The 13,036-nt window shown below is 56.7% G+C and carries 8 protein-coding genes; 5 read left to right on the forward strand and 3 right to left on the reverse strand.

Features of this window, described 5'->3' with window-relative positions:
• Window positions 1-62: 62 nt before the first annotated feature.
• From BI292_RS01395 to BI292_RS01405, 3 genes are all read right to left on the reverse strand, one after another.
• Complete coding sequence (locus tag BI292_RS01395; protein ID WP_157831199.1) at window positions 63-1,271, reverse strand: D-alanyl-D-alanine carboxypeptidase family protein; 1,209 nt, start codon at window positions 1,269-1,271, stop codon at window positions 63-65.
• 117 nt (window positions 1,272-1,388) lie between these two features.
• Window positions 1,389-2,774: a HAMP domain-containing sensor histidine kinase gene (locus tag BI292_RS01400; RefSeq protein WP_101206719.1), complete on the reverse strand. Its 1,386-nt coding sequence runs from the start codon at window positions 2,772-2,774 to the stop codon at window positions 1,389-1,391.
• Entirely contained in the window at window positions 2,752-3,432 is a 681-nt protein-coding gene (locus tag BI292_RS01405; protein WP_101206720.1) for a response regulator transcription factor, read from the reverse strand. The genes BI292_RS01400 and BI292_RS01405 overlap by 23 nt, the downstream gene beginning before the upstream one ends.
• A gap of 483 nt (window positions 3,433-3,915) precedes the next feature.
• On the opposite strand from BI292_RS01405, the gene speC reads away from it, so the two are divergent.
• From speC to BI292_RS01430, 5 genes are all read left to right on the forward strand, one after another.
• Window positions 3,916-6,288: an ornithine decarboxylase gene (gene speC / locus BI292_RS01410; RefSeq protein WP_101206721.1), complete on the forward strand. Its 2,373-nt coding sequence runs from the start codon at window positions 3,916-3,918 to the stop codon at window positions 6,286-6,288.
• A complete protein-coding gene (locus tag BI292_RS01415) occupies window positions 6,285-8,597 on the forward strand; it encodes an Orn/Lys/Arg decarboxylase N-terminal domain-containing protein (protein WP_101206722.1) in 2,313 nt (770 codons plus the stop codon). The genes speC and BI292_RS01415 overlap by 4 nt, the downstream gene beginning before the upstream one ends.
• 4 nt (window positions 8,598-8,601) lie before the next feature.
• Window positions 8,602-10,125 carry a basic amino acid/polyamine antiporter gene (locus BI292_RS01420; RefSeq protein ID WP_101206723.1) on the forward strand — a complete coding sequence of 508 codons (1,524 nt, stop codon included), beginning with the start codon at window positions 8,602-8,604 and terminating at the stop codon, window positions 10,123-10,125.
• A 120-nt stretch (window positions 10,126-10,245) separates the two neighbouring features.
• A complete protein-coding gene (locus BI292_RS01425) occupies window positions 10,246-10,686 on the forward strand; it encodes a cytochrome c (protein WP_101206724.1) in 441 nt (146 codons plus the stop codon).
• A gap of 183 nt (window positions 10,687-10,869) precedes the next feature.
• A complete protein-coding gene (locus tag BI292_RS01430; protein WP_218563470.1) occupies window positions 10,870-12,951 on the forward strand; it encodes a copper-translocating P-type ATPase in 2,082 nt (693 codons plus the stop codon).
• The last annotated feature ends 85 nt before the right edge of the window (window positions 12,952-13,036 follow it).

Raw genomic sequence — 13,036 nt, forward strand, 5'->3', positions numbered from 1 at the left:
TCTTCCAGTCTTGTGAGACGTCCGGGATTTTTGCCTTGGCGTGGTAAGACGATTGACCATCGTCAGGCAGTTTTAGTCTCCTCGAACCAACCGAGAATCATTTGAGTAAAAAACAAATGCGCCGTATCCCACCAGCGTGTCCACCAATTGCCTGGCTCACCGTCCTCAAGTGCTATCAAGGGCCGGCTACCCAGTTTTTGTCCAGCATCGTACAGTTCCAGTTTTCCAAGGACGGTGCCCATAGCGATAGGTGCTTCGAGCGGTCCATCAATCTCTATGCGTGTCTCTAAATCCCGATTTTTATTCTTGGGCAAGGTGAGGGTCATGTCGTCCAGTAATCCCAGAGCGATCGATCGATTTTTACCTTTCCAGAGCGCAGACCACGTGAGTATTTCCCCGGCTTTTTTGTAGGTTTGAGTATCGTAGAAGCGAAAGCCGTAACCCATGAGTCTTTCTGTTTCTGCTGTGCGCTTTTGGGTACTGCTAGCGCCGAAAATCACACTGATCAAACGTCGCCCGCTTCGGTGGGACGAAGCCACCAGGCAATAGCCAGCCGCCTCGGTATGGCCGGTTTTCAATCCGTCGAAGCTTGCGTCGCGCCATAACAGTAGGTTGCGGTTGGCTTGGCGTATTCCATTCCAGGTGAAGTGTTTTTTGGCGTATAGCCCGTAGTAATCGCTACCTTCACTGATGATCGCACGAGCCAATGTTGCCATGTCCCGGGCAGATGAATAATGCTCTGGCTCCGGCAACCCTGTGGAATTCATGAAGTGCGTGTTGGCCATCCCCAGAGTAGTCGCGGTCGAGTTCATCATCCCGACGAAGACGCCTTCCGTTCCGGCCACATGTTCGGCGAGCGCAACGCTTGCGTCATTCCCCGAGTCGATGATCACCCCACTAAGCAAGTCGTGAACCGAAACCGAACTGCCGGGATCAAGAAACATGCGTGAGCCGCCGGTACGCCAGGCATTTTCGCTGACCGTGACCATGGCATCAGCGTTCATACGCCTGGCCTTGATTTCACGGCTGGAGACAAATGCCGTCATCATTTTCGTCAGGCTGGCTGGCGGTAGACGCCTATCACTGTTGTGGCTGGTAATAACGGTACCCGTTGCAGCGTCGATCAGTATCCAGGCTTTGGCGCCGAGCTTCGGCGCAGCAGGGATCATGGCCCCTCGGGTGTTATTGTCAGCCAGAGCAGGGTTAGCCCAGGCAAGAGGCGTTATTTCACAGAGAACGGTTAACAGGAACCGGAACAACAGGTATTTCACAAGCAAAAGGCCTTGGGTCAGCAGAAAGTGCTGCCACGCTAGCCCCCAGAGCTGGGGGGGCTCAAATTAAGCTGGATTAAGTTAAATTTAATGTTCAGTCATCAATGAGTACGTAGATCAGTCGGAAACCATCGGGCAGTGAATCAAAATACGGGTGCCACGACCGATGGCGGCCGGCTGGATATCCAGCGAGTAACCGTGCAATTTCACAATGGCAGCGACCAACGATAAGCCGAGGCCATGGCCGGGCTGCATACTGCTTGCTTCGCCTCGGTAAAGCCTGCGAATGACATGTGTACGGTCCGCCTCAGGTATTCCGGCCCCATCGTCGGCGACTTCAATGATGACCATTGAATTCTTGATGCTACCGCGCAATTTGATATATCCGCCCACCGGCGCAAACTTGATGGCGTTATCCAGCAAGTTGACCAATGCTTCGAACAGCAATGATGAGTCGCCATACAACTTGGGTAATTCACTGGTAATGTCCAGGGACAGTGTCTGAGATCGGTCTAACGCCAGCGGTTCATAAAATTCATGCGCCTGCTGCAACAGCGCCATGATCGGAAAAGGAGCAAAGGCCGAGCGGCGACGGATATCGTCGAGCTCGGCGACTCGAAGCAGTCCTTGAAAGCGCACCATGATTGATTCGCTTTCCTCAAGGGCCTGATTCAATGTTTGCTGGTGATCACTGTCCAGAGGCAATTGTTGGAGTTGATAAAGCCTTGCACGCAACCGTGTCAGTGGCGTTCGCAAATCATGGGCAACGCCATCGCAGACACTCTTGACCTCATGCATCAGTTGCTCGATATGGTCGAGCATTGTATTCACGGCGCTTGCCAGCATATCCAGTTCATCACGGCGGGCTGACAAGGGTAAACGCTCTGCCAAGTTGCCTGAAACTATACTTTCCGTACAAAGCTGCAAGCGTTTGACACGACGCAACGGTCGGCGTCGCAACAAACGCCAGCCAATTAACCCGGGAATCAGTGTTAACAAAAACCCCCACATCAAGGCCTGCTCAATAATCCCGCCCACGGCAGAAATCGAGCCGCCATCACGCGCCAGAATAAGAATATGCCCGTCGGGGCGGCGTGCTAACAGCGCATAACTGCTTCTGGTTTCTTTGTTGGGTAGTGCGATACTCAGTCCGCGCTCAAGATAATGAACCTTGCCATCATCGGGCAGACTGGAGCGAAGTTTGAGCAGGTCTCCGGCAACGTGTTGTCCATCGGAAGTGAACAATCCGTAAGCATCGATACCGGGCGTTGAATAGGCTTCACTGGCAGCCAGTTCCTTCACCAGTTTTTCGTCATCGATCTTTTGATAGTAATGGGCACGCTGCAGTAATGTTCGCTCTGCAACGGTTCCCAGATAGTGGGAGATTTCCCAGTACAACACGCCGGTAAAAAGTGCACCCCACGCTACAAAAAACAGCGCGTAGAAACCGATCAGTCGACTACCGGACGAGCGCCATTTCTCAGTCTTTGACAGCAAGGACATAACCGGCACCGCGTATTGTATGGATGGCGGGAGTGCCTTCGGCGCCTTCCAGCTTTTTGCGCAGCCGACCGATGTGGACATCAATGATGTTAGTCCCCGGGTCGAATCGATAACCCCAGACTTCTTCAAAAAGCATGGTGCGGGTGACCAGTTGGCCAGCACTGCGCATCAGGTAATTGAGCAGTTTGAATTCGGTTGGCAGCAGCAGGATATGTTCGTCATTTCGAGACAGTTTGTGCTCGACCAGGTCCAGTCGCAGGTTTCCGTAAGTGAGTTGCGGATGGCTTGCATCGGTACTGGTACGCCGAAGCAATGCGTCAAGACGCGCAACCATCTCGATAGCAGAAAAGGGTTTCGTCAGATAGTCATCGCCGCCCGCGCGAAGCCCTTGGACGCGCTCATCTACATCCGAAAGCGCACTGATCATCAAGACGGGCGTATTAATCCCCAGACTACGCAACGTACTGACAATCGTCAGTCCATCAAAGTCGGGAAGCATCCGATCCAGGGTAATGGCGTCGTAACCTCCTGCAATCGCCAGGGCCAGGCCGTCTCGACCGGTAGCGGCCCATCTTGAACTGAACCCATGGCGTTGGAGTTCAGCAATGATGACTTCCGCCGTCACCTTGTCGTCCTCTATGACCAGTGCGCAACTCATAACTTCCTCCATTAGTACCTGTTTTCGGGCAATTGCGACGCAATGTCGACAGCCAATGCAGGCGTACCCTAGTGACCAACGATCCCGCCGAACATTAAATATTTCTTAACCCACCTTAACCCCGTCGCCAGTTAAAGCACGGATATATTCGCCACAACAACGGATCAATCGCACTGAAAGGATGAAAGATGTGACCCCTTATCTGGCTTTCTTTTTACTGACGTTCGGCTTGGTGTGTACCTACGCGACATGGGCCGCACAGACTACTAGCGAGAATTAACTGAGCCGGCGGTTGAGTTGTCTGTGTGATAAGGCACGTAAGTATTAGTTGGAAATCGTGCAGGCCAGCCCGCTGATGAAAATTAACAGCAAGGTATGTGGGGTGGCGTACAGACCTGATTTTGAACGTGGGGAATAGTCAAAGGTGAGGTACGAGGACTACGGCATGAGTCGCAGTACTACCACTTGATTAGAGGTATCGACATGTCGGTTCCCTACCACAGGCTATTTCATTTCCTGCTATACAGCCCCGTGTTCGTTCACGCACCTGAAAGCAACGAAGCGCGGCTCGTCCAGCGCCTGATTGACGCAATTGGCGAATATGACTATCGAACCGATGTCGTGCCCACGCCGACCGGTGCCAAGGTCGCGGCAGAGACGGATATGGGGATCGGTTGCTTTCTGCTGTCTATCGACGGCCCGGAAGAGTCTGCGATTCAGGCGCTCATCAACACCATCAGACATGAGCGCGGGCTTGATACGCCCATCTACCTGATGAGCGAATTGAAAGGTCTGGAGTCGCTATCACTCGTTCCGTTGGGCGAGGTCACCGGATACGTCTATCTCGACCATGAAACGCCAGCCTTTTCGGCAAAGGAAACGATTTTCGCGCTGGAGCGCTATGCCACCGGGTTAAAGCCACCGTTCTTCGGTGCCCTGATGGACTACGACTACGAAGGCAACCAGATGTGGACCTGTCCGGGTCACCAGGGCGGTGCTTTCTACCGGCGAAGCCCGGCTGGACGTCTCTTTATCGAGCATCTGGGCGAAGCAGTGTTTCGTAACGACATCGACAACTCGGTGCCCGAAATGGGCGATCTGCTGACACACGTCGGTCCGGCGCTTGCCGCGCAGATGGCGGCGGCAAAGGTCTTTGGCGCCGATCGCACTTACTTCATCCTCAACGGAACCTCGACGTCGAACAAGGTCGTGACCGCGGCGCTGCTAAAGCGTGGCGACCTTGTGTTATTCGATCGCAACAACCATAAATCGAATCATCAAGGGGCGCTGCAACTGGCCGGTGCGATCCCGATTTACCTCGAAACGGACCGCAACCCACAGGGCCTCATCGGCCCAATCGATTACGACGCACTGGACGAAACGAAGTTGCGTGAGCAAATCCGCAACCATCCACTGGTCACCGACCCAGAGGCATGGAAACGTGAGCGGCCGTTCCGCCTGGCCATCGTCGAGCAATGCAGTTATGACGGCACGATCTATAACACTGGTAGCCTGATCGAACGAATCGGCCACCTGTGTGAGTACGTCCACTTCGACGAAGCGTGGGCGGGTTTCATGAAGTTTCACCCGTTATTTGCCGGGCATTTTGCGATGGGGCTGGAGAACCTCGACGCCGATAGTCCCGGCATTGTCGCTACCCAGTCAACTCACAAGCAACTGGCCGGCTTCTCGCAGGCCTCGCAAATTCATGTGCGCGACGAGCATATCAAGGGGCAAGCGCGACGCACCGGACATCGACGGTTCAACGAGATGTTCATGCTGCACTGCTCGACCTCGCCGTTCTATCCACTGTTTGCCAGCCTTGATGTCGATGCTCAGATGCATAAGGGGCGCAACGGCTTGGTGCTTTGGGACGACGCGATCCGCATCGGTATTGAAACGCGTAAAAAGCTACGCACGTTAAAACACCAATTTGCGGAGACTGCCAAGGGCGATGCCAGTGATTGGTTCTTCGATCCGTTCGTGCCCGATGTGGTGACGATCACAGATTCCAGGTTCAGCCCGCTACTTGATGGCGTGCGCTGGGAGGATATCCCCACCGACGTGCTTGCGCGCGAGCCCGCGTGCTGGGCTCTGGTCCCGGATGCTCGCTGGCATGGTTTCCGGCACGCGGCGCCGGACTGGGCGATGACTGATCCGAACAAGCTGACGCTGATCACGCCTGGCTTCGACCGTAAGACCGGGGCGTACAGCGATACCGGCATCCCGGCGACGCTGTTGGCCGCCTACCTGCGCGAGAACAATATCGTGCCGGAAAAATGCGACCTCAATAGCATTCTCTTCCTGCTGACTCCCGCCGTTGAGGCCGGCAAGTGCGCGTCATTGATTTCTAGGCTGGTGGCGTTTAAGCACCTGTACGACACAGACGCGGTGCTCGAAGCGGTGCTGCCGACAACGCTTGCGCGCTATCCGCAGCGTTACGCCGGTTACACGCTGCGGCGCCTGTGCGACGAGATGCATGGTTTCTACCGCAAGCACGACATCGCGTCCCTGCAAAGGCTGTGCTTTCGCGGCGAGCACTTTCCAGAGCAGGCTATGTCGGTCGCCGACGCCACCGAGGCGTTCGTCGGCAACCGCGTCGACTACCTGCCGCTGTCCGAGTGCAAGGGGCGTATTTCGGCAACGCTGGCACTCATTTATCCACCTGGGATCGGCATTGTTGTACCCGGCGAACGGTATGACGATCGGGCGCAGCCGATGCTCGACTACTTTCTCGTGTTCGAAGAGGCGTTCAATCGGTTCCCTGGCTTCGAGTTCGAGGTACAGGGCGTTTATGCCGATGATGTCGACGGCCGCGTTGTTTTCCACACCTATGTCGTGCAGGAGTCAACATGAGCGGCTTCTCACCGAACGTGCCCGGGATTCTCTATCGACGTCGGGTGCTTGTAGTGCATAACGGTACTGGCGCCGAGAGTGCCGGTCGTCACGCGACAGCGGCGCTGATCGACGCGTTGAAAGATCGCGATATCGATGTCATTGACGCCACTTCGGAAAGCGACGCGATAGCCCAACTCAGTATGCATTCGCTATTACAGGCAGTACTGGTCGATTGGGACCTTGCTGGTTCAAAAGATCACAAAAGTGCCCGGCACGTTATTGCTGCGGTGCGTGCACGTTCAGAGCGCCTGCCGATCTTTCTACTGGCCGCCAACGGCTCGGTGAGCGAAATGTCTGCCGATGTGCTCTCGCAGGTCAACGATTATGTTTGGCTGTTCGAGGATACGAAGAGTTTCCTTGGCGGCAGAATTGTCGCAGCGATCGATCGCTACCGCGCAACGCTGCTGCCGCCGATGTTCAAAGCGCTCGCCAGCTTCGCCGGCCAGTACGAATACTCATGGCACACTCCCGGGCATGCGGGTGGCACCGCATTTATGAAGCACCCGACAGGTCGCGCCTTTGTGGAATTTTTTGGCGAGGAGTTGTTTCGCTCGGATTTGTCGATTTCGGTTGCAGAGGTTGGCTCCTTGCTTGATCACTCGGGCGCCATCGGGGAGGCAGAGCATAACGCTGCGCGGGTGTTTGGCGCCGATCGAACTTACTTCGTCACCAACGGCTCCTCGACGTCCAATCGCGTGATTCTGATGTCGAGCGTGACGCGTGACCAGATCGCACTGTGTGATCGCAATTGCCACAAGTCTGTCGAGCACGCGATGACGTTGTCTGGGGCGATACCGACCTACCTGATGCCGGTGCGTAATTATCTGGGGTTGATCGGTCCCATCCCGGCATCACGACTTACGGCCACGTCGGTCGCCAAGAGCATTGCGGCCAACCCTCTGGTTACCGAACTGATATCCCCCTCAGCCGTTCACGCAATCATCACGAACTCAACCTACGACGGTTTGTGCTACGACGTCGAGCGGGTCGAGACGTTGCTTGGCAAGTCAGTCGATCGGCTGCATTTTGACGAAGCCTGGTATGGCTACGCACGTTTCAATCCACTGTATTCAGGGCGTTACGCGATGCGTGGCGACCCCAAGACACCCCGTCCCGATGGGCCAACGATTTTTTCGACCCAGTCGACTCACAAGTTGCTTGCCGGGCTCTCCCAAGCCTCTTATATCCATGTGCGTGACGGCCGCCGGCCAATTGCGCATGGACGCTTTAACGAAGCATTCATGATGCATGCCTCGACATCCCCGCAGTACGCCATCATTGCCTCAAACGACGTAGCGGCGGCGATGATGGACGGTCCCGGCGGCAAGGCTCTCACGGATGAAACTATTGCTGAGGCGATTGCCTTTCGTCAGACGCTGGCGCGATTGAACGCTGAATTCACAGCGAAGGGCGATTGGTTTTTCAATGCCTGGCAACCGGAGACCGTCAATGAAGGCACGGGGCACAAGAGAACGCCATTTCATTTGGCGGACCCTAAACGTCTAGCATGCGATCCAGCGGCCTGGGTGCTGCATCCGGGCGAAGCGTGGCACGGTTTCGACGATCTCGAGGACGGTTACTGCATGCTCGATCCGATCAAAGTATCGGTGGTCACTCCTGGCATGGGCCGGGACGGCAAGCTGAGTGCAACGGGCATTCCGGCATCACTCCTCGCTGCGTACCTGGACGCGCAAGGGATCGTGGTGGAAAAGACCACCGACTTCACCAGTCTTTTCCTTTTTTCGATGGGGGTGACGCGTGGCAAGTGGGGAACCCTGATTAACGCGCTCCTGGGTTTTCATCGAGACGTCCTCGCCAACACACCACTGGAGCTATCAATCCCGGCGTTGGTCGCCGCTCATCCTCAGCAGTACGGCCTGCTGGGTCTCGGCGACCTCGCTGAGGCGATGTTTGCTGCGGTGAAAAAGCACAAGACAACCGAGTTGATGTCAGCGGCATTTGGGGTATTGCCGGTGCCCGTCCTGTCACCGGTCAGCGCGTACGAACTCCTCGTTAACAACCGTGTGGAGTCGCTGCCACTGGACCAGATTGCGGGTCGCACCGTTGCAACCGGCGTGGTGCCGTATCCCCCAGGAATACCGTTGCTGATGCCCGGAGAAAATATGGGTATAGCAACAGGCCCAATGCTCGGCTACCTGAAAGCCCTCGAGGCATTTGATGCTGAAATGCCGGGCTTTTCCCACGACACGCATGGCGTTGAAGTCGTCGGCGGCCGCTATCAGATTTTGTGTATTACTGAGGATTGATCCCATGAAAGCAGCCACAGCAGCGGGCGTTATTCCGGATTCTGGCGCCTCAACCGCTTCGACGAACGTACCCGCCAAGAACAAGCTGGGTATGCTCTCCATGACCCTGTTGGTGATCGGCGCAATGGTGGGGGGAGGGGCCTTCAACCTGCCACAGAACATGGCACAACATGCCGGGTTGGGCGCGGTACTTATCGCCTGGCTGGTTTCCGGGCTCGGGATTTTCTTTCTGGCCCGAACTTTCCAGGTGCTTGCCGACATCAAGCCTGAGATTACCGCCGGCATCTACATGTACTCGCGTAAGGGCTTCGGCAAGTTCGCCGGATTTCAGGTCGCTTGGGGTTACTGGCTCTCGTCCGCCTTCGGCAATGTTGGCTTCGCGGTACTGCTGATGGACACACTCAACTACTTCTTTCCTCCTTATTTTGAGGGCGGGAATACGTGGTTGGCGATTTTGATCGGATCCAGCGTCTTCTGGATACTGAACTGGCTCGTATTACGCGGCGTCAAAAGTGCGTCGGCCCTTAACGTGATCGGCACGATTGCCAAGTTCGTCCCGATCGCAGTCTTCCTCGGCGTTGTCGTGATATCGATGAAAGCAGGCCTGTTCACGACCGACTTCTGGGGCAATGTAAGCGATAACGTGTCGGGTGGTAAGCCGCTGGGTAACCTGCTGGAGCAGGTCAAGAGCACCATGCTCGTGACGCTGTGGGTCTTCATCGGCATAGAAGGCGCAGTGGTGATGTCCGACGAGTCGGATGCCAAGACCGTGAGCCGAGCAACGTTGATGGGGTTCTTCGTTACGTTGCTACTGTACGTCCTTATTTCCGTGCTGCCCTTTGGGATCATGACCCAGGCTCAGTTGTCGGTTATCGCGCCACCGTCCATGGCGGCGATTCTCGGCTCGATTGTCGGCAAATGGGGCGAGTATTTCGTTAATGGTGGGGTCTTGATTTCGGTTCTTGCCTGCTGGCTGGTTTGGACGATGCTCGTCGCAGAACTGCCCTGGGCCGCGGCGAAGGACGGGACATTTCCCCAAGCGTTCGCCGTGACCAACAAAAAGGGTTCGGCCTCTGTTTCGCTGTGGGTTTCCACCGTCGTTATGCAAGCCGTGATGATTCTGATGTTCTTCTCGAACAACGCCTGGAACGTGATGCTTTCCATCACTGGCGTGATGATTTTGCCGGCTTACATTGGTGCCACCGGCTTCTTGTGGAAAATCATGGTCAATGGCAGTTACCCGCCAACCGCAAAAATTGGCAGAACCACAGCGCTGGTCAGTAGCGTGCTGGGCACGGTCTACGGATTCTGGCTGGTGTACGCGGCGGGCCTCGAATACATGATTGCCGGTGCAGTGTTCTTCGCCATTGGCAACCTCGTTTTCATCTGGGCTCGCAAAGAGCACGCGCCGACTGAGCCGGTGTTCAAAAAGGTCGAGATGATTGTTGCCGCGGTGCTTGTGGTCCTTGGCGTGTTGGCGATGTGGATGCTGTTCAGCGGGCATCTGACGCAAGTCTATTCGCCTTGAGTAAGGTCGCACCGTACACCCATTCGAAAAACGGCAACTGACACGTCGCCCTTGCAAGAGGCATGGGCCGAACAGATCAGCCTTCAGAGAGGGTGGCTAACTCACAAGCGGGAGCTTTCAATGAAAAGTTCATATCTTGCGTTTGTAGCGCTTTTTACCTCGACATTTTGCTTGGCGGCTCCACTCGATGGCGCCGCCCTCTACCAAAATAACTGCGCCCAATGCGACGGCGAGCGTGGAATGGGTGGGACCGTTGGCATGGGCAACATGACGCCAGGCGCGAGCGGGACAATGGCTGGGAAGGGCATGATGAACGGCACGTCCGGCAAAGGCGGCTCGCAAATGATGGGGCTCAAAGCACCGAAGCTTGTCGGTGATGCCAGCGCCTGGGAGCCTGAACTATTCGAACGCGCGGTGCTTCAAGGGATCGATGATGAAGGCCAGCCACTGAACAAAGTCATGCCTCATTGGGGCTCGTCGAGCTTCAGATCCGACCATGGAACTGCGCCCACCAAAGAAGAAGTCGACGCCATTCAGCATTATTTGCAAGCACAGAAATAGCAGGGCAAGCCGATCTGCGTTGTGTTACCGGCTGCGCAAGCAGGCCCTCCACACATCGCAGCCCTCGGGTTTCTCGCAGGAAGGGAAAATATGATGGACATGAACACGCAAGACACGCACGCGCCCCTATTAGACCGTCAAACCAAACCGGTAGCCCCTGGCACAACGATCTACACCTGCCCGATGCACCCGGAAGTACGACAGAACGGTCCTGGCGCCTGCCCCAAATGCGGAATGACGCTGGAGCCAACCACCCCTGCCGTTGAGGAGTCCGAAAATCCGGAGTTAGAAGACTTCAGCCGCCGTTTCTACTGGACCTTGCCGCTGAGCATAATGGTTGCAGTACTCGCGATGATCGGCCCCCACCTGCAGTGGTTCGATATGGCCTTGCAGAGCTGGATAGAGCTGGCGCTGACTTTGCCAGTGGTGCTATGGGCAGGCCTGCCGTTCTTCAGAAGGGCAGTGCAATCGGTTCTGCACGCCAGCCCGAACATGTGGACATTGATTGGCCTCGGCACGTCGGCGGCGTTCGTCTACAGCGTAGTCGCGACTGCAGTGCCTGGGGTATTTCCGGCATCGTTCGTGGCGATGGGGCGTGTCTCGGTGTACTTCGACGCTGCAGCCATGATCATTTCGCTCACGTTGTTGGGCCAGGTGCTTGAGCTCAAAGCTCGATCGAAAACCGGCGCGGCCATCAAGTCCTTACTCGGCCTGGCACCCAAGACCGCGCGCCGTATTGCTGCCGACGGTAGCGAAGCGGATGTGGCGCTGGCCAGCGTACGCCAGGGCGACCAGTTGCGTGTTCGCCCTGGCGAGAAAGTGCCGGTGGACGGCGAAGTGGTCGAAGGCGCCAGCGCAGTCGATGAATCAATGCTCACCGGCGAACCTATGCCGGTGAGCAAAGGTGTCGGCGACAAACTGATTGGCGCCACCCTCAACACAAGCGGCGCACTGGTGATGCGCGCTGAGAAGATCGGCGCGGACTCCGTGCTTGCCAGCATTGTGCAGATGGTCTCGCAAGCACAGCGTTCGCGGGCTCCGATGCAGAGCATGGCTGACACCGTGGCCCGCTATTTCGTTATCACGGTCATCGGCATCTCGATACTGACCCTTTTTATATGGGGGCTGTTCGGGCCCACTTCGGCCGGGGAATCGAGCTGGGTCTACGGGCTGATCAATGCCGTGGCGGTTCTGATCGTTGCATGCCCCTGCGCCCTGGGTTTGGCTACGCCGATGTCGATCATGGTCGCCAGTGGCAGGGCTGCGACGCAGGGCGTGCTGTTCAGAGACGCCGCGGCTATCGAGAACTTCTGCAAGGTCAATACGTTGATCGTCGACAAAACCGGAACCCTGACAGAGGGCAGACCGCGATTTGACCGTGTTGTCGCCGCCGAGGGCACTACGGAGGAGGAAGTGCTAAAACTGGCCGCCAGCCTCGATCAAGGCAGCGAGCATCCACTCGCGACGGCCATCGTAAATGCTGCGCGCGAGCAGGGTATCGCCTTGGACAAAGCAGAAGACTTCGAGTCGAGCACCGGCATCGGCGTGCGCGGCCGGGTTGGGGGCAAGACCCTGGCCTTGGGTAACGCTGCGCTGATGACGCAACTGAAGATCTCGGTGGACAGTTTAAGAGAGCAGGCCGAGGCACTCAGAGCCGAAGGTGCCAGTGTCATGCTGCTGGCGGTGGACGGCGAGGCCGCGGGCCTGTTGGCAGTTTCAGACCCTGTGAAGGCCAGTTCCGCCGCGGCACTGGAGGGGCTCAAAGTCGCCGGCATTCGCGTCATCATGGCCACGGGTGATAGCCTGACCACCGCCAAGGCGGTTGCCGCGCGATTGGGAATTGATGAAGTGCACGGAGGAGTCACGCCGGCTGACAAACTCGCGCTGGTGGAAAAGCTGCAACGCGAAGGGTGCGTCGTCGCAATGGCCGGAGACGGCATCAACGATGCCCCGGCATTGGCCAAGGCCGACGTAGGCGTAGCAATGGGAACAGGCACGGACGTGGCCATGAACAGCGCCCAGATTACCCTGGTCAAAGGCGACCTGCGCGGCATCGCCCAGGCACGTATGATTTCGGAGCAGACGGTCACCAACATGAAGCAGAACCTGGGGTTCGCGCTTGTCTACAATGCGCTCGGGATACCTTTGGCCGCCGGTCTGTTGTTCCCGATCACCGGTTGGTTGTTATCACCGATGGTCGCCGCGTTTGCCATGAGTCTAAGCTCATTGTCGGTGGTAACCAATGCGTTGCGGTTACGTCGATGAGGTTCTACCTTGGATTGCACAACAAGGGGCGTCGCTCGCCCGTTCAATACGCTGATCGGACGAGCAACCTTGGCTGGGTTTCAAC

It is taken from the genome of Pseudomonas sp. 43NM1 (genome assembly GCF_002836905.1).
GTDB classification, from domain to species: domain Bacteria; phylum Pseudomonadota; class Gammaproteobacteria; order Pseudomonadales; family Pseudomonadaceae; genus Aquipseudomonas; species Aquipseudomonas prosekii.